Source organism: Cellulomonas sp. P1_C4 (assembly GCF_056406355.1).
This window is the reverse complement of record NZ_JBFUAI010000010.1, coordinates 80060-101158: the sequence shown is the minus strand read 5'-3', so window position 1 is coordinate 101158 and position 21099 is coordinate 80060. Positions and strand designations below refer to the sequence as shown.

Genomic DNA, 21099 nt, shown 5'->3' with positions numbered 1-21099 from the left:
TCAGCTGCGGCCGCGGGCCGGGCCGTGCGTCGGGCGCGAGGCGCCGTGGCCCGGGCGCGGGCCCGAGTCGAGACGGATCCGCAGGGGACGACCGGCGACGCGGGTGCGCGCCAGGCGGTCGATGACGTCGGCCGAGAGGCCGGCCGGGATGTCCACCAGCGCGAAGCTGCCGAAGATGTCGATCTTGCCGACGTCCTTGCCGGTCAGGCCGCCCTCACCGGTGAGCGCACCCACGAGGGCGCCCGGCTGCAGGCCGTCACGGTGCCCGACGGCGACGCGCCAGCGCGGCGAGCCCCCGGCGATGTGCGTGTCGGCGCGGCGACGCTCGCCCCGCTCGGGACGGTCGTAGCCGCGCTCGCCGTCACGATCGCGAGCGTTKCCGCCCGTGAGGTGGGCGCGGGAGAGCGCGTCGTCGAGGTCGTCGCCCTGGACGGCCACGGGGCCCTCGTCGCCGACCGCGAGCGCCGTGACGACGGCGAGCAGGTCGACGGGGTCGACGTCCGGGTTCTGGGCCAGGTGGACCGCGATGGCCTCGCGGTACAGGTCCAGGCGACCGAGCTCTGCGCGGGCACCCGTGCGGGCGAGGAGCGCCTGCACGCGGTGCGCGGAGACCTCGGCCGGCGACGGGATGTCGACCTGCAGCAGAGACTGCCGCGTGGTCCGCTCGATCTGGCGCAGGCGAGACTGCTCGGCGGGCGTGACGAACGACAGCGCCTCGCCCTCGCGACCGGCACGGCCGGTGCGGCCGATGCGGTGCACATAGGTCTCGGGCTCACGCGGGACGTCGAAGTTGACGACGAGGCCGATGCGGTCGACGTCGAGACCGCGCGCGGCCACGTCGGTGGCGACGAGCACGTCGAGGGCGCCGGTGCGCAGGCGGTCGACGATCTTCTCGCGCTCGGTCTGGGCGACGTCACCGGAGATGTAGGCGGCGGAGATGCCGCGCTCGATCAGTGCGCTCCCGACCTCCTCGGCCGCACCGCGGGTGCGCACGAAGACGATGGCAGCGTCAGCCTCGGACACGGCGAGCACGCGGGCGAGCGCGCCGGTCTTGTGGCGGTGCGGGACGACGGCGTACGTCTGGCGGACGCTCGTCACGGTGGACGCCTGGCGCGAGACCGTGATCTCGACCGGGTGGTTGAGGTGCTGCTCGGCGACCCGGCGGATCTGCGGCGGCATGGTCGCGGAGAACAGGGCGACCTGACGCTCGCGGGGCGCGGCGGAGAGGACCTTGTCGACGTCCTCGGCGAAGCCCATGCGGAGCATCTCGTCGGCCTCGTCGAGCACGAGGAAGCGGACCTGGTCCATCTTCAGCGTGCGGCGGTCGAGGTGGTCGAGCACGCGGCCGGGGGTGCCGACGACCACCTGGGCGCCGCGGGACAGGGCGCGCTGCTGCGGCAGGAACGGCGAGCCGCCGTACACCGCGAGCACGTTCAGGCCGGGCAGGTGCGTCGCGAACGACTGGATGGCGTCGGCCACCTGCATCGCGAGCTCACGCGTCGGGGTCAGGACGACCGCCTGGACCGCGGGGATGTCGGTGTCGATCGCGGCGAGCAGCGGCAGGCCGAACGCGGCGGTCTTGCCGGTGCCGGTCTGGGCGACGCCGACGATGTCGCGGCCGCTCAGCAGGGCGGGGATGGCCTGCGCCTGGATGGCTGAGGGAGTGGTGAAGCCGAGATCCGCGATCGCGGACTGGAGGGCCGGGGGAAGACCCAGCTCGTCGAAGGTGCCGTTCTCGGGCATGGAAGAGGGCGCAACAGAACTCATGAAATGAGGGAACCGATCATCGCGGGGCGGAGCCCTGAACCGTGCACCAGGTCGGCGAACAGCGGGTCGCAGCCCCGGACCACCCAGTGGCAACCGCTCACGCGATGCCTAGACCACACGACGCGAGGCGGGCCCCGACCGACACAGCGGTGGTGGCGACGCCTCGAAGGGGGACGCGACGAACTCCAGATTCATGGACGAGTCTACCGGGCGGAGCTCGTCGGCGGCGGGCTGACCACGCGTGACGTCGCGCACAACCCCCGATACCGCCGTCAGAGGCCGCGGCGCGGCCCCTCGATCGCGGGGCAAGCGTCCATCACGACGTCGAGGCCGGCTGCCCGCGCACGCTCGGCGGCGTCCTCGTCGACGACTCCGAGCTGGAGCCAGACGGCGCGGGCGCCCACGGCGATCGCCTGGTCGACGACCTCGCCCGCGAGGTGGCTGTTCACGAAGACGTCGACGACATCGATCGGAGCATCGACGTCGGCGAGCGTGCGGGCACCCGGGACGCCGTGCACCGTCTCCGCCTTCGGGTGGACCGGGACGATCGTGTGGCCGAGGGACTGGACGTACCGGGCCACGCCGTACGCGGCGCGCGCGCTGTTGCTCGACAGCCCGACCACGGCCCAGCGGCCCGGTGTGGTCAGGAGCCGGTTGATCACGTCCGGGTCGTTGCTGTGCGTCATTCTCGAACTCTGGCACCCGGACGGGGGATGCGCGCGCCATCGTCCGGGGCGGTCCCGCGGGCCGCATAGGATCGACGCCGCACGGACGGGACGGTGACGGGGGAGGCAGTGACGAGCAACGACATCGTCTCCACGCGCGTGCTGACCGTCCCGAACCTCATCAGCTTCGTGCGGCTGCTGCTGGTCCCCGTCTTCGCGGTGCTCCTGGTGCAGGGGCACGACGGCTGGGCCGTCGTGGTGCTCGCCGTCTCCGGCGCCAGCGACTGGCTCGACGGCGTCCTCGCCCGCCGGCTCGGGCAGGTGTCGCGCCTCGGCCAGCTCCTCGACCCCGCGGCGGACCGGCTGTTCATCATCGTGACGCTCGTCGCCCTCGCGTGGCGCGACGTGGTGCCCTGGTGGCTGCTGGGCGTCCTGGTGCTGCGCGACGTGGTCCTCGCGGTCATGCTCGTCGTGCTGGCCCGGGTCGGGTACGCGCCGCTCCCGGTGCACCTGGCGGGCAAGGCCGGCACCTTCGCGCTCCTCTACGCGTTCCCGCTGCTGCTGCTCGCGCAGTGGGACTCCTGGGTCGGCACGGTCGCCGGCGTCGTCGGCTGGGCGTTCGCCCTGTGGGGCGTCGCGCTCTACTGGTTCTCCGCGGGCCTCTATCTCGCCCAGGCCCGACACCTGCTTCGCGACACCGCCGAGCCGGCATGAGCACCCGACACGGCACCGGTGGCCAGCGTCCGGTCGTGGGCCCGCCGGACGCGTCGATGACTCTGATCACCGAGTTCTACCGTCGCCCGCTCGACCCGGGCTACGCGCAGGCCGCTGCCCGGCGCGCGGCCGGGACGGGTCCGCGCCCGACCGTCCGGTCGACCGCCGGGCTTGTCGCGCTCGCCATCGCGCTCGGGCTGGGGGCCACGGCCGCCACGCTCGCGCTGCGCCAGCCGGCGGGCTCCGTTCAGGCCGCGCGCTCGCTGCTGGAGAAGCAGATCGAGCAGCGCAGCGCCGAGGCGGATGCCACGCAAGAAGAGATCACCGCGATGACCACCCAGATCGCCACGCTGCAGGCGCAGGTGCTCGGCGACGAGGGTCAGGCCGTCCGCGACGAGATCACCGCGGACGCGGTGGAGTCCGGGGTCCAGGCCGTGACGGGTCCGGGCCTGCGTCTCGTGCTCACCGACGCGCCGTCCGACGACCCCGACGCCGAGGACCCCGAGCTGCGCGTGCAGGACGTCGACCTGCAGGTCGTGGTCAACGGGCTCTGGGCCGCCGGGGCGGAGGCGGTCGCGGTCAACGGGCAGCGCCTCACCGCGATGACCGCGATCCGCAGCGCGGGTGACGCCGTGCTGGTGGACCTCGTGGCGCTGAGCAGTCCGTACACCGTCGAGGCGATCGGCGACGCGGTGGACATGCAGACGTCGCTGGCGCGCGAGAGCGCCGGCCAGCACCTGGCCACCCTGCGGAGCAACTTCGGCATCGGCGTCCAGCTCACGTCGCAGAGCTCGTTGGACCTGCCGGGCACCGGGCTGGTCGCGCTGCACTCCGCGAACGTCCCGGAGGACGGGCAGCAGCCGCAGGGTGCGCAGGACGAGACCGGTGTGACAGAGTCCGCAGTTCCGACAGGGAGGGACGGCACGTGATCGCGCTCATCGGTCTGCTCATCGGCGTCGTCGGTGGCCTCCTGCTGCAGCCCACGGTCCCCGTCGAGCTCCAGCCGTACCTGCCCATCGCGGTCGTCGCGGCCCTGGACGCCCTGTTCGGCGGCCTGCGCGCGATGCTCGACGGCATCTTCGACGACCGCGTCTTCCTCATCTCGTTCCTCTCCAACGTCGTGGTCGCGGCCCTGATCGTGTTCCTCGGCGACCAGCTCGGGGTGGGCACGCAGCTGTCGACGGCCGTCGTCGTCGTCCTGGGCATCCGGATCTTCTCCAACGCCGCCTCGATCCGCCGGCACCTCTTCAAGGCGTGAGCGTGACCCCGACGCACGACGAGCGAGACGACGCGGACGTGCGGCAGCCCGCGCCCGACGACGACGCGCAGAGCCTGCCGCCGGTCGTGCCGGACGACGACGCACCGGCGCCCGACGACGACACTTCCGAGCCCGCATCCAACCTGCGGGACGACGAGCCGGGCCCGAAGGTGTTCGTCCCCGACCTGGACCCGGCTGTCGAGGACGAGCCGGACCGGTCGGCGGCACAGAGGGCACCCTCTGCGACCTCGCCGCTGACCGAGGCCGGAACCGTCGAGCCGGAGAGCTCCGAGCGTGCAGGCGAGCCACAGCCCGCTCCCGCGGAGCCGCCGAGCGGCTGGGTCGTCCTCGGCCGCGCCCTGCGACCCCGCATGAACCGGGCGCAGGTGCTGGCCGGCATCCTCTGCGCGGTGCTGGGCTTCGCGCTCGTTGCGCAGGTGCGGCAGTCCAGCGGTGCGGACCTCGCGGGGATGCGTCAGGGCGACCTGGTGCGCATCCTCGACGAGACCACCAACCGGGGCGACGCCCTCGCGCGCGAGTCCGCCGACCTGGCGCGCGAGCGGGACGACCTCCTGTCGGGCTCCGACCGTCGCCAGGCCGCGCTCGACGCCCTGCGCCGCAGCGCGGAGACGCAGGGAATCCTCACGGGCCGGTTGCCGGCGGAGGGGCCCGGGGTGACCGTCACGCTGACGGAGCCCGACGGGCTGATCAAGCCGATCACCATGCTCAACATGCTGGAGGAGCTGCGCAACGCCGGGGCGGAGGCCGTGCAGCTCAACGACCAGCGCGTCACCGCCAGCAGCTCGTTCACCGGCACCGGAGGGGCCGTCGTCCTCGACGGCGTCCCGCTGACCGCCCCGTACAGGTGGATTGCGATCGGCGACCCCGACATCATCGCGCCCGCGCTGCAGATTCCCGGTGGGGCCATGGCGCAGGTGCGCAACAACGGCGGCCGGGGCACGGTCGACAGCGCGGACAAGGTCGTGGTCGACGCGATCCGGGACGTCCCGGACCCCCAGTACGCCACCCCGGTGCCGCCTGAGGGCGATTGATCCTGATCTGTTCCCACTTGGGGTCGCCGACCTGACTTTCCGGCCCCGACCTGGGGCAGGGACGTGCTGCGCCGACCCGCCCGGTCCGCATAGGGTGTGCCTGACCCCGAGGAACGCCGGCGGTCGACGCGAGGAACGGGCCCGGGAGGTGGCATGAGCGGCGAGGATCCGCAGGTCGGACGTCCCGCCAACGGACCCGACACGACGATGAGCTTCGGAGCGGTCGAGCCGGTCGAGATCGAGGCGACGGCTCCTGTCGGGCTCACCCCGGACGAGGTCTCCGCGGTGCACGCGCTGCCGCCCACGTCGGCGCTGCTGGTGATGCAGCGCGGCCCCAGCGCCGGGGCGCGGTTCCTGCTCGACGCCGAGCGGACCGTCGCGGGCCGCTCGACGGGCGCGGACATCTTCCTGGACGACGTCACGGTCTCCCGCAAGCACGCGGAGTTCGTCCGCGACGGACAGACCTTCGTCGTCCGGGACATCGGCTCGCTGAACGGGACCTACGTCAACCGCACGCGGATCGACCAGTCGGTGCTCCGGGCGGGCGACGAGGTGCAGATCGGCAAGTACCGGATGACGTTCCACCCCAGCCCGCACCGCGACACGGCCGGCGCGTGACCGGCCTGCACCTGACGCAGATGCCCGACCCCCGGGGGAGCGCGACGTGACGAGTGCCCGTGCGCAGCGCGTCCAGCCCGAGCCTGCCGCGGCCGCCGCCCCGTCGGGCGAGCACGAGCCGTGGCCCCGCGGGATCTCCCGGCGCGCCTCGATGCGCATCTCCGACGTGCTCGCCTCGCTCCAGATCGAGTTCCCGGCGGTCACCACCTCCAAGCTCCGGTTCCTCGAGGAGCAGGGCCTGGTCGAACCGGTGCGCACGGCCGCCGGCTACCGCCAGTACTCCCCGGCGGACATCGAGCGGCTGCGCTTCGTCCTGCGCCAGCAGCGAGACCGGTACATGCCGCTGAAGGTCATCGGCGACCGCCTCGCCGCGCTCGACGCCGGCGAGGAGGACGAACCCGCGCCGCGTGCCCGGCTCGCCACGCGCGACGGTGTGCGGGAGGCCACCGGTGCCCGATGGACCGTCGACGCGCTGGCTCGCGAGGCCGGTGTCGAGCCCGCGTTCGTCGAGGACCTCGTCGCCGCCGGCGTGCTGCGCCCGCACGGCGCGGCGTCGTCGTTCGACCCGTGGGCTCGGGACATCGTTCTCGCCGCCGCGGCGCTCGCCGAGCACGGCATCGACGCGCGGCACCTGCGGCAGTTCCGCACGGCGGCCGAACGGCAGGCGGACCTGGTCGAGCAGGTCGTGGCCCCGTGGCGCGGCCAGCGCAGCGCCTCGTCGCGCGCGCGGGCGGGCACGCTCGCGGCGGAGGTGGGCGAGCTCTGCAACCAGATGCACACGGCCCTCGTGCGCGCGGCGGTCGCCGACCTCGCACCGTAACGAGGTCGATGCACCCGTAGGGGCGCCGGATCGGCTTCGGCGTCGTAGCGTGGGCGCCATGGGGGAGGACGCCGAGCTCGTGCCGGTCGAGGTCGTCGGGGTGCGTCAGCACCTGGCCGACGACGAGATCGTCGTGCTCCTGCTCGACCCGGACTCCGAGCTGCTGGTCCCGATCCTCATCGGCCCGGCGGAGGCGAGCGCGATCGCGTCCGCGCAGGCAGGGATCGTGCCGCCGCGGCCCATGACGCACGACCTGCTGCGCGACGTGCTGGTCGCGACCGGCTCGGGGCTGACCCGGGTCGAGATCACCCGGCTCGAGGAGGGGGTGTTCCACGCGGAGCTCGTGCTGCGGACGGGCCCGCGGGTCGACTCGAGGGCGTCCGATGCCATCGCCCTGGCGCTGCGGTTCGGCTGCCCGGTCCTGTGCTCGGCGGAGGTCGTCGCGATCGCCGGCGTCGAGGTGCGCACGACGACGTCGGAGCAGGACCTCGAGCGCTTCCGCCGGTTCCTCGACCTGGTCACTCCCGAGGACTTCAGCACGGGCGCCGAGCCCGAGGACGAGCAGGGCACCTGAGGGTTGCCCGGGACAAACCTTCGCCCTCAGGTCGAAGGTGAGACTCGCCCGTCGCGACACGCCCGGTGGGCGTCATGGCGTCCGCCGCGCCACGGGCCTACTCTGACAAGCAGCCGGGGGAGCTGTCCGCCGACCGGCTCGCGACGAGTGGAGGATTCGTGACCAGCACCGAGAGTGCCGAGAGCGTCAGCGGGGCGGTCCCGCAGCGCGCTCAGGGCATGCTGTTCGACGACGACCTCCCCGACCTCGACACCGCGACCGGCTACCGCGGCCCGACCGCCTGCCGCGCCGCCGGGATCACGTACCGCCAGCTCGACTACTGGGCCCGTACCGGCCTGGTCGAGCCGTCGATCCGCCCGGCCACCGGGTCGGGCACGCAGCGCCTGTACAGCTTCCGGGACATCCTCGTGCTCAAGGTGGTCAAGCGACTGCTCGACACGGGCGTCTCGCTGCAGCAGATCCGCACCGCCGTCAGCCACCTGCGCGAGCGCGGGGTCGACGACCTGGCCCAGATCACCCTCATGTCCGACGGTGCCAGCGTGTACGAGTGCACGTCGGCCGACGAGGTCATCGACCTCGTCCAGGGCGGACAGGGCGTCTTCGGCATCGCCGTCGGACGCGTCTGGCGCGAGGTCGAGGGCACGCTTGCCGAGCTCCCGTCCGAGCGCGCGGACGAGGAGGACGACGTCACGCACGAGCCGTCCCCGCAGGACGAGCTCGCGATGCGGCGTCAGGCGCGCACCGCCGGCTGAGCCCACAGCATCTCGACGAGAGCGGCTGCCCGATCGGGTGGCGTCGCGTCAGTGGCGTGGCGCGCGCAGGGCGCGATCGAGCAGCGCGTCGAACGTCCGCGCGAGCTCGGCCGCCGCGGCGCCGGGCCACGCGTGCACGGGCTGGGCGGCGCCCTGCGCCTGCTGCAGCGCCGCGCGCTCGGGCACCGGCGGGGTGAGCACCAGAGGGCCGTAGAGCGTCTGCAGCTCCTCCTGACGGAACGCCTGCTCGATCGAGCGGGCGCGGACACGGTTGACGACGATGCCGAGCGGCTGGAGCGCCGGGGCGGGACCGCGGCGGAGCTCGTCGATGGTGCGCATGGCGCGACCGACGGCCATGACGGCGAACAGCCCGGGCTCGGTGACGACGAGCGCCCGGTCGCACGCGGTGAGGCCGGTACGCGTCAGCCCGCCGAGCGACGGCGGGCAGTCGATGAGCACGAGGTCGTAGCCGTGCACCCAGGACAGGGCGTAGTGCAGCCGGTCGACGTCGTCGTCGTCGAGGCGGTCGTGCGCGGCGGACCTCTCGGACCCCGCGAGGACGTCGAGGCCCTCGTCGGCCCACGAGGACAGCACAGTCGCGGCCGCCATCGTCGCCGCGCTCGGGGCGTCGAGGACGGCCGCGACGTCCCCGGTCAGCGGGCGCGCGCCGAGCGCCATGGTGCTGTCGCCCTGGGGGTCGAGGTCGATGACCAGGGTGCGCAGGCCGCGCTCGAGGGCAGCCGACGCCAGCCCGAGAGTGATCGACGTCTTGCCCACGCCACCCTTGAGACTGCACACCCCGAGCACCAGCACGAGCGACACCGTATCCGGGCGAGGTCTCCACGACGAAAACCGGGACGTCCATCCACTCGCACGGCGGTTCCGTGGGCACGGGTGCGCAGGTCAGGACAGACTGGACCGATGAGCGTCCGACTGACCCGCTGGGGGCACGCCTGCATCCGTCTCGACCGGGGGGAGGACCGCCTGGTCATCGACCCGGGCGTCTTCTCCGAGCTCCCGGGAGCACTCGCCGGTGTCTCGGCGGTGCTGGTCACCCACGAGCACGGCGACCACGTGGCCACCGAGCCCGTCGTCGAGGCGGTCCAAGCGGGCCTCGAGGTGTGGGCTCCGCAGTCGGTCGTGGACGTGCTGGTCGGCGCGGGCGCCCCAGCAGATCGCGTGCACGCGGTCCGTGCGGGCGACACCATCACCGCGGGCGGGTTCGAGGTCGCGGTGATGGGGGAGTGGCACGAGCTCGTGCACCAGGACATCCCCCGCGTGCACAACGTCGGCTACCTCGTCGCCGGCGTCCTGCACCCGGGCGACGCCTACGTCGACCCGTCGGGTGCGCAGGTCGACGTCCTCTGCACGCCGGTCGGCGCGCCCTGGCTCAAGCTGGGCGACGTCGTCGACTACGTGCGCAGCGTGCACCCCGGCAGGCTCGTGGTGATCCACGACGCGCTCCTCAGCGCGGCCGGTCGCGGGATGGCGAACAACCTCCTGGGCCGCCTCGGCGGCGCGGGTGACCCGATCGCCCTCGACCCCGGTGAGGGAGTCGACCTCTGAGCTCTGCGGCCCCCGCACCGCGCGGGCCGCTCGTAGTGTGGACGCGTCGGAAGGAGATCACCGTGACGGAGCCCGTGGGGCACGAGGTGCCCGCGCTGGAGTACGACGAGACCGTGGCGCCGCGGCCGGAGGAGGAGATCGCCGACGCCGCGCGCTCGGTGCCCGACCCCGAGGGCCATGGCGGGACGCCGGAGGGTCGGACGGCGCGCGAGGAGCCCTGACCGCGACTTCGCCGGACGTGAGGCATCCTGTGCAGGTGATTGTCCAACAGGTGGGGGAGAGCGACTGGCGACTCGTCCAGGAGGTGCGGCTCCGCGCCCTGCGGGAGGACCCGGACGTGTTCGGCGCCTCGCTGGCCCGGGAGGAACGCTTCGTCGAGTCGCACTGGCGCATGCGCCTGCGGACGTCGACCACCTGGATCGCCGTGGACGACGGGGGAGTCGGCCGCGGGATCGTCACCATGATGCAGGAGCCCGGCTCGCCCGTGGACGACCGGCACGTGGTCTCGCTGTGGGTGGCGGCGGAGTCGCGTCGGCACGGCGTCGGGTGGGCGCTTCTGGACGCCGTCCGTGCGGCCGCCACAGCGCAGGACGCGCGGACCGTCTCGTTGTGGCTCCTCGACGGCAACAACGCGGCGGGCGACCTGTACGTGCGCGCGGGCTTCACGCGGACGGGGGAGCGGCAGGTGCTCCCGCGGGACCCGTCGCAGACCGAGGAGCGGTACGTGCTCACGCTCCGCGCGGCTGAGGCCTCCTAGCCCAGGCGCGCGAGCAGGTCCACCGCGTCGTACGCGCCCGGGTTCGAGCCCGCGGCGGCGGCCTGGCGGGCGAGCTGCTGAAGCATCGCGTTCACCGGTGTCGGCACGCCGTGCAGGCGCCCCAGCAGCACGATCTCCCCGTTGAGGTAGTCGGCCTCGATCGAGCCGGCGCCGCGGGCGAGCGACTGCCACGACGACCCGCCGCCACCCTCGCCGGGCAGGCGTCCCATGCGGAACTCCGCACGGGCGGCGTCGTGCTCGGCGTCGGACACCACGTGCACACCTGCCGCCGCCAGGGCCGCCCGGCCCTCCGCGTCCGCGCGGGCACCCAGCTCACGGGCGGCGTCGTCCCGGTCGGTCCCGCACAGCGCCTCGATGGCGTTGCCCAGGTTCGTCACGAGCTTGTAGGCCTTCCACGCCATGACGTCGGCGACCACCGGCGCCCGGAAGCCCGCCGCGACGAGGTCCGTCGCGATCTGCGTCGGGGCGGGACCACCGATCGGCACGGGTCCGAGCCAGAGGACCCCGGGGACCGGCGTGCTGCCGGCCGTGACACGTCCAGGCTCGAGATGGGTGGCCGGAAGCCAGACGCACATGCCGACGACGTGCGCGAACCTGCGCAGGGCGGCTCGTTCGTTGTCCACGCCGTTCTGGGCGCAGACCAGGGTGAGATCCGTCGCCGCGGTGCCGCCGCCCCTGACCGGACGATCCGCCCAGGCGTGCAGCGCGGCGGCGGTGTCCTGGCTCTTCACCGCGAGGACGAGCACGTCGTCCGGGCGGAGGTCGACGTCGTCGGGGCCGGCCGCCGTCGGAGGATGCACGTGCAGGACGCGGTCGGCGGTCGCGACCTCGAGGCCGCCGGCGGTCAGCGCGTCCAGCTGACGATGTCGAGCGACAAGCACGACCTCCCGGCCGGCGGCCGCCAGCAGACCGCCGATGACTCCGCCGACGGCTCCGGTCCCGATGATGAGATAGCGCACGGCCGCACGCTACGCGGCCCGAGTCGCGTCGGCCCGTCGCGGCCATGGGAGAGGGTGAACGCGGTCGCCTCTCGATGGAATGTCATAATGTGCATTATCGGCGTGCGGTAAGGACGCGCGGTTCTCGAGAACGTCACCGGTCGCCGACTTGGTGCGCACACCGACGAGAACGCTACGGACGTTGGCCGATCCATCACGGCGGCGCCTTCCGCTGGCCGCGGCTCGGTGGCAGTGTCTGGTTCTTGGTCGCGCGGGGACCCTCATGCCGACGATCGACAGCGATCCACCCGCCGTCGGTCCGCCTTGTGCCGTCACCGACCGGCACCTACACCGCGTGTCGCGGAAGCCCTGACATAATCAGGCGATGTCACCGATCCGCCCTCCCGATGTTCTGGAGACCGATCGCCTCGTCCTTCGGCACCGCCGCGTCGACGAAGCCGACGTCTATCGCCGGCTGTGGACCGAGCGGGACGAGCGCGTGCCGGCCCACCGTCGGATCGATTCTGAGGGCCGGCCCACGGTCGAGGACATCGCGGCCCAGATCCGCGCGGAGGGTGACGAGCCTGGGCCGACGCTGCTGGCGGTGGAGCGGAAGGGCCCTGGGGACGTCGTCGGGTACTGCGGGCTGACGGTCCGCGGGAGCGGTCCGGCCGACGAGCCCGAGCTGGCCTACGAGCTGCTGCGCGAGGTCCATGGCTTCGGCTACGCGACCGAGGCGGGTCTGGCCGTCGTCGCGTGGGCGAGCGCGTCGGGCATCCCGCGGTTGTGGGCCGAGGTCTGGGACTGGAACGTGGCGTCGCGGCGCGTCCTGGAGAAGCTCGGGTTCCGCGAGACGGGGCTGGGTGGAGCGCACCTCCGTGCACGGCCGGAGCCTGCTGACCGTACGGAAGGCGTGAACCCGCGCCCGGCGAGGACGTCCGTCGTCGCCTAGCCGCGCTGGAGACGGTCGTCGAACTCGTGGCTCAGGAGCGACCACACGGACTTGTCGTAGAACGTGCCGTCCACCAGCCACGCCTCACGCAGCTCACCCTCGTGCACCATGCCGAGCCGTCGGGCGACCGCGAGGCTGCGCACGTTGTCACTGCGGCAGCGCCACTCCACGCGGTGGAGCCCCCGCACCTCGAACGCGTAGCGGACGAGCTGGGTGACGGCAGCGGTGATGTGCCCGTGCCCCTCTCCGGCGGGCTCCGACCAGCAGCCCACCTCGCACACGCCGGAGATCGCGGAGAACTCCACGAACATCACCCCGCCCACCAGCAGGCCGTCCACCCAGATGCCGTAGATGCGTGGCCCGTCGTGCGCGAGCTGTTCGGCGTACCGGGTCAGCGTGGCGCGCGCGCCGACGACGTCGTCGCTGAGGAACGACGGCCCGACCCACGGACGGATGTGCTCACGGGCGCGGGCCATGTGGGCAGCGAACTCGGCCGCGCGCCACGGCTCCAGCGCATCGAGGTGTGCGCCTGTCTCCAGCTCGATCGGGTTCATCGTCCTCGCTGCCTGTGTCGTGCGGCCGGAGCGCCTGCCCGGACCTGCGGCTGGTCGACCGTACGCTCCCGGCATGGCCGTCGGTGGGAGTCGCAGAGCCCGCGCGGCGCGCCGCCGGAAGCGTCGCATGGACGGCGTCGAGCACGACCTGACTCCGGACCAGTGGGGCGCGCTGCAGGAGGCCTGGGCCGGCTGCGCGTACTGCGGCGCGACCGACGGACCGATGCAGCGCGACTGCGTCCTGCCGATCTCCCGCGGCGGCCGGTACACCCTGGAGAACGTGGTCCCGGCATGCCGGTCGTGCAACACGAGCAAGTGCAACGACGAGGTCACCGGCTGGATCCGGCGGAAGCGTCTCGACGAGCGCGCGTTCCTCGCGCGCTACGTGGAGCTCCGCACCGAGCTCGGCCGCCGTTTCCCGGCGACGCCCGAGCCCGAGGCGGTCAGCTCACCGCCTTCGTGACCAGCGCGGCGATCCGCTTCTCGTCGGCGGTCGTGAGTGAGGTCAGGGCGAACGCGGTCGGCCACATGGTGCCGTCGTCGATCTTGGCCGCATCGTTGAAGCCCAGCGTCGAGTATCGCGTCTTGAACTTCGAGGCGGCCTGGAAGAACAGGACGACCTTGCCGTCCTTGGCGTAGGCCGGCTGCCCGTACCAGGTCTTCGGCTCGAGCTCCGGCGCGGCGGCCGTGACGACGGCGTGGATCCGCTCCGCCATCTCCCGGTCGGGGGCGTCCATCTCGGCGATCTTCTCGAGCAGGTCCGCCTCGCCATTTCCCGACTTCTTGCCGCGCGTCTCCTTGGCGCGCTCCTTCATCGCCGCGCGCTCCTCGGCCGAGAACCCCTCGGAGGTCGCGGTGGTCTTCGTCTCCGCCATGGCAGTGCCTCTCTGTGCGAATGAGTCGGAATGAATGGTCAGGAGTGGGTGCCACTCCCCCGCGTCAGGCGCCGACGTACGTCGCGAGGTGCTCGCCCGTGAGCGTGGCGCGCCTGGCGACGAGGTCCGCGGGGGTTCCCTCGAAGACGATCGAGCCGCCGTCGTGGCCGGCGCCCGGGCCGAGGTCGACGATCCAGTCGGCGTGCGCCATGACCGCCTGGTGGTGCTCCACGACGATCACGGACTTGCCGGAGTCGACCAGCCGGTCGAGCAGGCCGAGCAGGCGCTCGACGTCGGCGAGGTGCAGGCCGCTCGTCGGCTCGTCGAGGACGTAGACGCCGCCCTTCTCCCCCATGTGCGTGGCGAGCTTGAGCCGCTGGCGCTCGCCTCCGGACAGCGTCGGCAGCGGCTGCCCGAGGCTCACGTAGCCCAGCCCGACATCGGCGAGCCGGTCGAGGATGGCGTGCGCGGCCGGCGTGCGTGCCTCCCCCGCGCCGAAGAACTCCTCGGCCTCGACCACGGACATCGCCAGGACCTCGCTGATGTCGCGGCCGCCCAGCTTGTACTCCAGCACCGACGCCTGGAAACGCTTTCCCTCGCACTCCTCGCAGGTGGTGGCGACGCCAGCCATCATCGCGAGGTCCGTGTAGATGACGCCCGCGCCGTTGCAGGTGGGGCAGGCGCCCGCGGAGTTGGCGCTGAACAGGGCCGGCTTCACGCCGTTGGCCTTGGCGAACGCCTTGCGGATCGGGTCGAGCAGGCCCGTGTACGTCGCCGGGTTGCTCCGGCGCGACCCCTTGATGGCGCCCTGGTCGATCGACACGACGCCCGCACCGCCCGGGATCGACCCGTGCACGAGCGAGCTCTTGCCCGAGCCGGCGACGCCGGTGACGACGACCAGCACGCCGAGCGGGATGTCGACGTCGACGTCCTGCAGGTTATTGGCCGTGGCGCCCCGGATCTCGAGCGCGCCGGTGGGCGTCCGCACCGTGTCCTTGAGCCGGGCACGGTCGTCGAAGTGCCGGCCGGTGAGCGTCCCGCTGGTCCTCAGCTCCTCCACGCTGCCCTCGAAGCAGATGGTGCCGCCCGCGGTGCCCGCACCGGGACCCAGGTCGACCACGTGGTCGGCGATCACGATGGTCTCGGGCTTGTGCTCGACCACCAGCACGGTGTTGCCCTTGTCGCGCAGCCGCAGCAGCAGGTCGTTCATGCGCTGGATGTCGTGCGGGTGCAGCCCCACGGTGGGCTCGTCGAAGACGTAGGTGACGTCGGTCAGCGAGGAGCCGAGGTGGCGGATCATCTTGATGCGCTGCGCCTCGCCGCCGGACAGCGTGCCGGACGGCCGTTCCAGCGAGAGGTAGCCGAGGCCGATGCTCACGAACGAGTCGAGCGTCTCCTGCAGCGAGACGAGCAGGGGCGCCACGGACGGCTCGTCGAGCCCGCGCACCCACTCGGCCAGGTCGCTGATCTGCATGGCGCACGCGTCCGCGATGTTGACGTCGCCGATGCGCGACGACCGGGCACCCTCGTTGAGGCGCGTGCCACCGCAGTCCGGGCAGGTCCCGAACACGACGGTCCGTTCGACGAATGCCCGGATGTGCGGCTGCATCGCCTCGACGTCCTTGGACAGGAACGACTTCTGGATCTTCGGGACCAGGCCCTCGTAGGTGAGGTTGATGCCCTCGACCTTGATCTTGGTCGGCTCCTTGTAGACGAGGTCGTGCAGCTCACGCTTGGTGAAGTCGCGGATCGGCTTGTCCGGGTCGAAGAAGCCGCTGCCGGCGAAGATCCGGCCATACCAGCCGTCCATGCTGTAGCCGGGGATCGTCAGCGCGCCCTCGTTGAGCGACTTGGAGTCGTCGTAGAGCTGGCTCAGGTCGATGTCGCTGACCTTGCCCGTGCCCTCGCACCGCGCGCACATTCCGCCGGTGATCGTGAAGCTCCGCCGCTCCTTGGTGGTGGTGCCCCCGCGCTCGAGGGTCACCGCGCCGGCGCCCGAGATCGACGCGACGTTGAAGGAGAACGCCTGGGGCGAGCCGATGTGCGGCTGCCCGAGCCGGCTGAACAGGATGCGCAGCATCGCGTTGGCGTCGGTGGCCGTGCCGACCGTCGAGCGGATGTTGGCGCCCATCCGCTCCTGGTCGACGATGATCGCGGTGGTCAGCCCGTCGAGGACGTCCACGTCCGGCCGCGCCAACGTCGGCATGAAGCCCTGCACGAAGGCGCTGTACGTCTCGTTGATCATCCGCTGCGAGTCCGCGGCGATCGTGCCGAACACCAGCGAGCTCTTGCCGGACCCGGAGACACCGGTGAACACCGTGAGCCGACGCTTCGGCAGCTCGACGCTCACGTCCTTGAGGTTGTTGACCCGCGCGCCCTGGACGCGGATCAGGTCGTGGCTGTCGGCGGGATGCCGCGCCGGCGCCGTCGTGTCCGTCCGGGTGTCCGTGCTCATCGTGTCTCCGTCTGTCGGGCGCGGCCGCGGGCGTCGTCGGCGTCGTCTGGCTCGATCTCACCAAGTCTCGAGCCGGCGGCGCTCTCAGCCACAGCGTGACATGTGCGCGCGGCGCGCGAGCGCGTCGACGTTCAGCGGCTGCGCGCACCCCCGGTCGATCCGGTCGCGGACCAGACGCAGCCGCGCGAGATCGCGCAGGTGCTGCTCGAAGGCGGGATCGTGGGTCATCGCCACGATCGTGCCACGCCCGACTGACACACGGCCGGGCGGCGTTATAGTTGAAGCATCAATCAGATGTCCGGAGGGAACGACGCATGCCCGACTACGGCCACGAGCTCGTCCTCGGTACGTTCCTGACGCCGTCCGCGAAGGACCCGCAGCAGGTGGTCGCCCTCGCCCAGGCGAGCGAGCGGGCCGGGCTGGACCTGGTGACGTTCCAGGACCACCCGTACCAGCCGGCGTTCCTCGACACGTGGACGCTCCTGTCGTGGGTCGCCGCCTCCACTCAGCGCGTGCACGTCGCGGGGAACGTCCTCAACCTGCCGCTGCGGCCGCCCGCGGTCCTGGCCCGTGCGGCGGCGAGCCTCGACCTCCTGTCCGGCGGCCGGTTCGCGCTCGGCCTGGGCGCTGGCGCGTTCTGGGACGCGATCGTCGCGATGGGCTCGCCGCGGCTCACGCCCGGGCAGGGCGTCGACGCCCTGGACGAGGCGATCGACATCATCCGCGGCATCTGGGACGCCGACGAGCGGCGCCCGCTGCGGGTGGACGGGACGCACCACCAGGTGCACGGCGCGAAGCGCGGACCGGCGCCCGCCCACGACGTGCCCATCTGGCTCGGCGCGTACAAGCCGCGCATGCTCGGCCTCGTGGGGCGCAAGGCGGACGGGTGGCTGCCGAGCCTCGGCTACCTCCAGCCCGGCGACCTCGCGGCCGGGAATGCGCGCATCGACGACGCCGCGCAGGCCGCCGGGCGCGACCCGCGCGAGATCCGTCGGCTGCTCAACCTCGGCGGCGGCTCGTTCTCCGGCTCCGGCTTCCTGCAGGGGCCGCCGGAGCGGTGGGTCGACGACCTGCTCCCCCTCGTCCTCGAGGACGGCATCGGCACGTTCATCCTGGGCAGTGACGATCCCGCCGTGATCGCGGTGTTCGGCGAGGAGGTCGCGCCGGCGCTGCGGGACGCGGTCGCCGCCGAGCGTGCGACGACCGGCACTCTGACGGGATCGGTCCGCCCGGCGATCTCCCTGGCAAAGCGACGTCCGGGCATCGACTACGACGCCGTGCCCGCGTCCCTCGTCGCGACCGCCGTGGAGCCCGGCGACCGCGAGTACKGGCGCGTCCGCTCGTCGTACGTCTATGCCGGCTCCCCCGGCCTCGTGCTGCGCCCGCGGGACGCGCAGGGCGTCAGTGACGCACTGGTGTTCGCGCGCGCCCAGGACGTGCCGTTCGCGGTGCGCAGCGGCGGTCACGGGATCAGCGGCAGGTCGACCAACGACGGCGGGATCGTCATCGACCTCGGCGCCCTGGACACGGTCGAGGTGCTCGACCGCGAACGGCGGATCGTGCGCCTCGGCGCCGGGGGGCGCTGGGGGGACGTCGCGGCCACCCTCTCGCCGCACGGCCTGGCCATCAGCTCCGGCGACTACGGCGACGTCGGCGTGGGCGGCCTCGTCACCGCCGGCGGTCAGGGCTTCCTGGGCCGCTCGTACGGCCTGACGCTCGACCACGTGGTCGCCGCCGAGCTCGTGCTGGCCGACGGTCGGATCGTTCGCACGGACGCCGATCACGAGCCCGACCTGCTCTGGGCCGTGCGCGGCGCGGGCGCCAACTTCGGCATCCTCACGGCGGTCGAGATCGAGGCCGCCGAGGTCGGCAACGTCGTCTACGCGACGATCGTCTACGACGCGACGGACGCCGCACCGTTAATCGAGGCTTGGGCGGCGCTGGTCGAGGCGTCGCCGCGTCGGCTCACCAGCTTCCTCACGCTGGCGTCGGCGCGCGGGCAGAACCCCGCGGTCGGCTACGCGATCATCGTCTGGGCCGACGACGACACCGACGCGGCGATCGTCGCGCTGGAGCGGTTCCTCGACCTCGCCCCCGTGCTGCAGCAGCAGGCCCAGCTGGTCCCGTACGCGGCCACCGTCGCCGCCCAGCACGGCGAGCACACGGGCGGCGCGGACTCGGCCGCCCGGGGCGGGCTGGTCGAGCACGTGACGCCCGAGCTCGCCGCGCTGCTCGGGGACCTCGTCGCGGCGGGTGACGCCGACATGGTCCAGCTCCGGGCGGTGGGCGGCGCCGTGAACGACGTGGCTCCGGATGCCACGGCGTACGCGCACCGGACCCAGAACTTCTCGCTGCTCGCGTCGGTCGGTGGGCGTCGGCGAGCCCAGATCGACGCGTGGTGGGAGCGCCTCGGGCCGCACCTCGACGGCGTCTACCTCAGCTTCGAGACGAACCAGTCCCCCGAGCGGATCGCCGAGGCGTTCCCGCCGCGGACGTTGGCCCGGATCGGCCGCCTCAAGGCGATCTACGACCCTGAGCACGTGTTCGACGGCAACTTCGGCGTCGCTCCCGTGGTCGCCGATCCCGTGCCACGATGACCGGATGAGCACCCAGGACGACGTGGCCAGCACGATCGCCCAGGTCGAGCAGCAGGAGCACGACCTGGTCTTCACCACCTTCACCAACGACGACGCGTGGCGCCTCGGCTGCCTGCTCGTCGAGCTCGCCCAGGAGCGCGACCTGCCGGTGACCGTCGACATCCGGCGCGGGACGCAGCAGCTGTTCCACGCCGCGCGCCCGGGCACCACGCCGGACAACGACAGCTGGGTCGAGCGCAAGGTGCGCGTGGTCGAGCGCTTCGGCGCGTCGTCGTTCCTCGTCGGGCTGCGCGCCAAGGCCAAGGGCACCACGTTCGCGGCGCAGCACGACCTGCCGCTCCAGCAGTTCGCCGCTCACGGCGGGGCGTTCCCCGTCCGGGTGCGCGACGTCGGCATCGTCGGCGTGGTGACCGTCTCCGGCCTCCCCCAGGCCGACGACCACGCGCTGGTGGTCGAGGCCGTGGGCGCGCACCTGGCCTGAGCCGCCCCCAGCCCCTGCCGCCCGCCGCCGTGTCCTCAGATCGCGGCGCCGGACCGTTCCCGAGGCGGATCCCGAGGCAGCGTTCCCCCATGACGGAGCTCGGGAACGACAGCTGGTTCGACGACGACGATGAGGACGACGCCTGGGCAGACGAGCCCTGGGGCGTCGACGACGGCGGGCCGGACCACGACCTGCCGGACCCACCGGGCGCGCGGCTGGGCTCGGCGGCCGACGCGCTGGCCGTCGTGCTCGACCTGGTCGGCCCCGAGCGCGCCGGTCCGCCCGCGCTGTGGTTCGTCCTGCTCGACGGCGACGACCGCACGCTCCCGGTCGTCCTGCCGATCACCGATGTCCCGCTGCGCGCCGACCGGGTCGTGGCCCGTCAGCTCATGCGGGTGCTCGCCTCGGTGCTGCGGTCCGCGGGTGAGGGTGGGTCGGTGGTCGTCGGGCTCGTCCGCGCGGCCGGTGGCGACCGCGGGGCGTTCGAGACCTCCTGGCTGCCGGCACTGCGCGAGGCCGCCGACGACGCCGGTGTCCGCGTGTGGGCCGCCGTCGCGCTCGGCGAGAGCCGCGCCCGGGTCCTGGAGTGGTGAGTGCTCAGGGCGTGGGGCCGGGCGCCGCCTCGTCGATCGCCGCGAGCTGCTCGAGGTCCGGCTCCCAGGCGATCGCCGCGACGTTGGCACGCAGCTGCTCGGGGGTGCGTGCACCGGCGATGACCGTGGAGACGGCCGGCTGCGCGGCGAGGCCGCCGAGCGCCACCGTCGGCAGGTCGACGCCCCACTCGCTCGCCAGAGCCGACAGGGCGTCGATGCGGTCGAAGTCCGCCCGCGCCAGCCGGTCGGGCATGCGCGTGAGCCGGGTGCCCTCGGGCGCCGCCTGGTCGCGCCGGTACTTGCCGGTCAGCAGGCCGGACGCCAGGGGGACGTACGGGATCAGCCCGACGCCGACCTGCTCCAGTGCGGGCACCAGCTCCGCCTCCGCGCCACGGTCGAGCAGGTTGTACCGGTTCTGCGCCGAGACGAACGGCGACGTGCCGGCCGTTCGAGCGCTCCAGTCCGCGTCCACCACCTGCCACGCCGCGAAGTTCGACGAGCCCAGGTACCGGACCTTGCCCTCCGTCACCAGCTCGTGCAGCGCGGCGAGGGTCTCCTCGATCGGCGTCACCGGGTCCGGGGCGTGCATCTGCAGCAGGTCGATGTGGTCGGTGCCCAGCCGCCCCAAGGAGCTCTCGACGGCGCGGCGCACGTACCGGCGCGAACCGCGGACGCCCCAGTCGGGGCCGTTGAGCCCGCCCGTGTCCATGCCGAACTTGGTGGCGACCACCACGTCCTGGCGATGCCTGCCGAGCGCGGCGCCCAGGAGCTCCTCGCTCTGGCCCGCGGTCCCGCCGTAGACGTCCGCCGTGTCGAAGAACGTGATGCCGGCGTCGAGTGCGGCCGCGACCAGGGCCGGGACGCCGTCGGGCGGCAGCGTGGCGCCGAAGGTGTTGCACCCGAGACCCGCCACCGAGACGACGAGGCCGCTGTCACCGAGCTGTCGGAAGGACATCTCGCCGCCGGTGCGGGAGGCTGGAGTGGTGGACGTGGGGACCGACGCGGAAGGATTGCTCACCCGGGCAACCCTAAGCCTCTCCCCCGCACACCACCGGCGTTCACCAGACCTTCACGTGGACCTGGAACACTG

General features: G+C 72.9%; 25 protein-coding genes. 16 read left to right on the top strand and 9 right to left on the bottom strand.

Annotation, left to right across the window (positions count from 1 at the left end; all coding sequences use genetic code 11):
* Both AC1DYZ_RS09770 and AC1DYZ_RS09765 read right to left on the bottom strand, forming a co-directional pair.
* Complete coding sequence (locus AC1DYZ_RS09770; RefSeq protein WP_477065006.1) at positions 1–1767, bottom strand: DEAD/DEAH box helicase; 1767 nt, start codon at positions 1765–1767, stop codon at positions 1–3.
* Positions 1768–2039: 272 nt separating this feature from the next.
* Positions 2040–2453: a CoA-binding protein gene (locus AC1DYZ_RS09765; RefSeq protein ID WP_477065005.1), complete on the bottom strand. Its 414-nt coding sequence runs from the start codon at positions 2451–2453 to the stop codon at positions 2040–2042.
* Positions 2454–2561: 108 nt separating this feature from the next.
* Between AC1DYZ_RS09765 and clsA the strand changes: the two genes are divergently transcribed.
* The 8 genes from clsA (at position 2562) to AC1DYZ_RS09725 (ending at position 8220) form a co-directional block, all read left to right on the top strand.
* Positions 2562–3146, top strand: coding sequence for a cardiolipin synthase ClsA (gene clsA, locus AC1DYZ_RS09760; RefSeq protein WP_456824793.1), 585 nt, complete (start codon positions 2562–2564; stop codon positions 3144–3146).
* The gene (locus AC1DYZ_RS09755; protein WP_477065004.1) at positions 3143–4075 is read left to right on the top strand and encodes a DUF881 domain-containing protein; all 933 of its coding nucleotides are present in this window, start codon (positions 3143–3145) and stop codon (positions 4073–4075) included. Before clsA ends, AC1DYZ_RS09755 begins: the two co-directional genes overlap by 4 nt.
* The gene (locus AC1DYZ_RS09750) at positions 4072–4404 is read left to right on the top strand and encodes a small basic family protein (protein WP_477065003.1); all 333 of its coding nucleotides are present in this window, start codon (positions 4072–4074) and stop codon (positions 4402–4404) included. The genes AC1DYZ_RS09755 and AC1DYZ_RS09750 overlap by 4 nt, the downstream gene beginning before the upstream one ends.
* Positions 4405–4406: 2 nt before the next feature.
* Complete coding sequence (locus tag AC1DYZ_RS09745) at positions 4407–5456, top strand: DUF881 domain-containing protein (protein WP_477065002.1); 1050 nt, start codon at positions 4407–4409, stop codon at positions 5454–5456.
* Positions 5457–5609: 153 nt separating this feature from the next.
* Positions 5610–6074 (top strand): FHA domain-containing protein, encoded by a 465-nt coding sequence (locus AC1DYZ_RS09740; RefSeq protein ID WP_477065001.1) that lies wholly within the window; start codon positions 5610–5612, stop codon positions 6072–6074.
* Positions 6075–6120: 46 nt separating this feature from the next.
* Positions 6121–6894, top strand: coding sequence for a transcriptional regulator FtsR (gene ftsR / locus AC1DYZ_RS09735; protein WP_477065000.1), 774 nt, complete (start codon positions 6121–6123; stop codon positions 6892–6894).
* 58 nt (positions 6895–6952) lie between these two features.
* Complete coding sequence (locus tag AC1DYZ_RS09730; RefSeq protein WP_477064999.1) at positions 6953–7468, top strand: bifunctional nuclease family protein; 516 nt, start codon at positions 6953–6955, stop codon at positions 7466–7468.
* A 158-nt stretch (positions 7469–7626) separates the two neighbouring features.
* The gene (locus AC1DYZ_RS09725; protein WP_477064998.1) at positions 7627–8220 is read left to right on the top strand and encodes a MerR family transcriptional regulator; all 594 of its coding nucleotides are present in this window, start codon (positions 7627–7629) and stop codon (positions 8218–8220) included.
* Between the two features lie 48 nt (positions 8221–8268).
* Here the strand turns inward: AC1DYZ_RS09725 and AC1DYZ_RS09720 are convergent, their stop codons facing one another.
* The gene (locus tag AC1DYZ_RS09720; RefSeq protein ID WP_477064997.1) at positions 8269–9042 is read right to left on the bottom strand and encodes a ParA family protein; all 774 of its coding nucleotides are present in this window, start codon (positions 9040–9042) and stop codon (positions 8269–8271) included.
* Between the two features lie 99 nt (positions 9043–9141).
* Between AC1DYZ_RS09720 and AC1DYZ_RS09715 the strand changes: the two genes are divergently transcribed.
* The 3 genes from AC1DYZ_RS09715 (at position 9142) to AC1DYZ_RS09705 (ending at position 10543) form a co-directional block, all read left to right on the top strand.
* Positions 9142–9786: an MBL fold metallo-hydrolase gene (locus tag AC1DYZ_RS09715; RefSeq protein WP_477064996.1), complete on the top strand. Its 645-nt coding sequence runs from the start codon at positions 9142–9144 to the stop codon at positions 9784–9786.
* Between the two features lie 62 nt (positions 9787–9848).
* Positions 9849–10007: a hypothetical protein gene (locus tag AC1DYZ_RS09710; protein ID WP_456824706.1), complete on the top strand. Its 159-nt coding sequence runs from the start codon at positions 9849–9851 to the stop codon at positions 10005–10007.
* A gap of 35 nt (positions 10008–10042) precedes the next feature.
* Positions 10043–10543 (top strand): N-acetyltransferase family protein, encoded by a 501-nt coding sequence (locus AC1DYZ_RS09705; protein WP_477064995.1) that lies wholly within the window; start codon positions 10043–10045, stop codon positions 10541–10543.
* On the opposite strand, the gene AC1DYZ_RS09700 is transcribed toward AC1DYZ_RS09705, so the two are convergent.
* The gene (locus AC1DYZ_RS09700) at positions 10540–11523 is read right to left on the bottom strand and encodes a ketopantoate reductase family protein (protein WP_477064994.1); all 984 of its coding nucleotides are present in this window, start codon (positions 11521–11523) and stop codon (positions 10540–10542) included. The two genes, AC1DYZ_RS09705 and AC1DYZ_RS09700, sit on opposite strands and share 4 nt — an antisense overlap.
* A gap of 364 nt (positions 11524–11887) precedes the next feature.
* On the opposite strand from AC1DYZ_RS09700, the gene AC1DYZ_RS09695 reads away from it, so the two are divergent.
* Positions 11888–12454 (top strand): GNAT family N-acetyltransferase, encoded by a 567-nt coding sequence (locus AC1DYZ_RS09695; RefSeq protein ID WP_477064993.1) that lies wholly within the window; start codon positions 11888–11890, stop codon positions 12452–12454.
* Here AC1DYZ_RS09695 and AC1DYZ_RS09690 read toward each other — a convergent pair.
* The gene (locus tag AC1DYZ_RS09690; RefSeq protein ID WP_477064992.1) at positions 12451–13008 is read right to left on the bottom strand and encodes a GNAT family N-acetyltransferase; all 558 of its coding nucleotides are present in this window, start codon (positions 13006–13008) and stop codon (positions 12451–12453) included. The genes AC1DYZ_RS09695 and AC1DYZ_RS09690 overlap by 4 nt on opposite strands.
* 127 nt (positions 13009–13135) lie before the next feature.
* On the opposite strand from AC1DYZ_RS09690, the gene AC1DYZ_RS09685 reads away from it, so the two are divergent.
* Positions 13136–13471 (top strand): HNH endonuclease, encoded by a 336-nt coding sequence (locus AC1DYZ_RS09685; RefSeq protein WP_477064991.1) that lies wholly within the window; start codon positions 13136–13138, stop codon positions 13469–13471.
* Here AC1DYZ_RS09685 and AC1DYZ_RS09680 read toward each other — a convergent pair.
* The 3 genes from AC1DYZ_RS09680 to AC1DYZ_RS09670 form a co-directional block, all read right to left on the bottom strand.
* Positions 13452–13883, bottom strand: coding sequence for an iron chaperone (locus AC1DYZ_RS09680; protein WP_477064990.1), 432 nt, complete (start codon positions 13881–13883; stop codon positions 13452–13454). The genes AC1DYZ_RS09685 and AC1DYZ_RS09680 overlap by 20 nt on opposite strands.
* A 64-nt stretch (positions 13884–13947) precedes the next feature.
* On the bottom strand, positions 13948–16338 hold the full coding sequence (locus AC1DYZ_RS09675) for an ATP-binding cassette domain-containing protein (RefSeq protein ID WP_477064989.1): 2391 nt from the start codon (positions 16336–16338) through the stop codon (positions 13948–13950).
* An 84-nt stretch (positions 16339–16422) separates the two neighbouring features.
* Positions 16423–16566, bottom strand: coding sequence for a hypothetical protein (locus AC1DYZ_RS09670; RefSeq protein WP_477064988.1), 144 nt, complete (start codon positions 16564–16566; stop codon positions 16423–16425).
* Positions 16567–16652: 86 nt separating this feature from the next.
* Here AC1DYZ_RS09670 and AC1DYZ_RS09665 point away from each other — a divergent pair, with 86 nt between their 5' ends.
* From AC1DYZ_RS09665 to AC1DYZ_RS09655, 3 genes are all read left to right on the top strand, one after another.
* Complete coding sequence (locus AC1DYZ_RS09665) at positions 16653–18935, top strand: LLM class flavin-dependent oxidoreductase (RefSeq protein WP_477064987.1); 2283 nt, start codon at positions 16653–16655, stop codon at positions 18933–18935.
* Positions 18936–18939: 4 nt separating this feature from the next.
* Positions 18940–19416: a heme-degrading domain-containing protein gene (locus AC1DYZ_RS09660; RefSeq protein ID WP_477064986.1), complete on the top strand. Its 477-nt coding sequence runs from the start codon at positions 18940–18942 to the stop codon at positions 19414–19416.
* A gap of 89 nt (positions 19417–19505) precedes the next feature.
* Positions 19506–20009 carry a hypothetical protein gene (locus AC1DYZ_RS09655; RefSeq protein ID WP_477064985.1) on the top strand — a complete coding sequence of 168 codons (504 nt, stop codon included), beginning with the start codon at positions 19506–19508 and terminating at the stop codon, positions 20007–20009.
* Between the two features lie 4 nt (positions 20010–20013).
* Here the strand turns inward: AC1DYZ_RS09655 and AC1DYZ_RS09650 are convergent, their stop codons facing one another.
* Positions 20014–20964 (bottom strand): aldo/keto reductase, encoded by a 951-nt coding sequence (locus AC1DYZ_RS09650; RefSeq protein ID WP_477065065.1) that lies wholly within the window; start codon positions 20962–20964, stop codon positions 20014–20016.
* Positions 20965–21099: the final 135 nt, after the last annotated feature.

What these genes read in the sequence shown, in the direction of transcription:
- AC1DYZ_RS09695 (WP_477064993.1), top strand. Translation starts at nt 11,888, where the DNA reads ATGTCACCGATCCGCCCTCCCGATGTTCTGGAGACCGATCGCCTCGTC.
- AC1DYZ_RS09655 (WP_477064985.1), top strand. Translation starts at nt 19,506, where the DNA reads ATGACGGAGCTCGGGAACGACAGCTGGTTCGACGACGACGATGAGGAC.
- AC1DYZ_RS09675 (WP_477064989.1), bottom strand. Translation starts at nt 16,338, where the DNA reads ATGAGCACGGACACCCGGACGGACACGACGGCGCCGGCGCGGCATCCC.
- AC1DYZ_RS09680 (WP_477064990.1), bottom strand. Translation starts at nt 13,883, where the DNA reads ATGGCGGAGACGAAGACCACCGCGACCTCCGAGGGGTTCTCGGCCGAG.
- AC1DYZ_RS09690 (WP_477064992.1), bottom strand. Translation starts at nt 13,008, where the DNA reads ATGAACCCGATCGAGCTGGAGACAGGCGCACACCTCGATGCGCTGGAG.
- AC1DYZ_RS09755 (WP_477065004.1), top strand. Translation starts at nt 3,143, where the DNA reads ATGAGCACCCGACACGGCACCGGTGGCCAGCGTCCGGTCGTGGGCCCG.
- AC1DYZ_RS09730 (WP_477064999.1), top strand. Translation starts at nt 6,953, where the DNA reads ATGGGGGAGGACGCCGAGCTCGTGCCGGTCGAGGTCGTCGGGGTGCGT.
- AC1DYZ_RS09685 (WP_477064991.1), top strand. Translation starts at nt 13,136, where the DNA reads ATGGACGGCGTCGAGCACGACCTGACTCCGGACCAGTGGGGCGCGCTG.
- AC1DYZ_RS09660 (WP_477064986.1), top strand. Translation starts at nt 18,940, where the DNA reads ATGAGCACCCAGGACGACGTGGCCAGCACGATCGCCCAGGTCGAGCAG.
- AC1DYZ_RS09765 (WP_477065005.1), bottom strand. Translation starts at nt 2,453, where the DNA reads ATGACGCACAGCAACGACCCGGACGTGATCAACCGGCTCCTGACCACA.
- AC1DYZ_RS09670 (WP_477064988.1), bottom strand. Translation starts at nt 16,566, where the DNA reads ATGACCCACGATCCCGCCTTCGAGCAGCACCTGCGCGATCTCGCGCGG.
- AC1DYZ_RS09715 (WP_477064996.1), top strand. Translation starts at nt 9,142, where the DNA reads ATGAGCGTCCGACTGACCCGCTGGGGGCACGCCTGCATCCGTCTCGAC.
- AC1DYZ_RS09650 (WP_477065065.1), bottom strand. Translation starts at nt 20,964, where the DNA reads ATGTCCTTCCGACAGCTCGGTGACAGCGGCCTCGTCGTCTCGGTGGCG.
- AC1DYZ_RS09740 (WP_477065001.1), top strand. Translation starts at nt 5,610, where the DNA reads ATGAGCGGCGAGGATCCGCAGGTCGGACGTCCCGCCAACGGACCCGAC.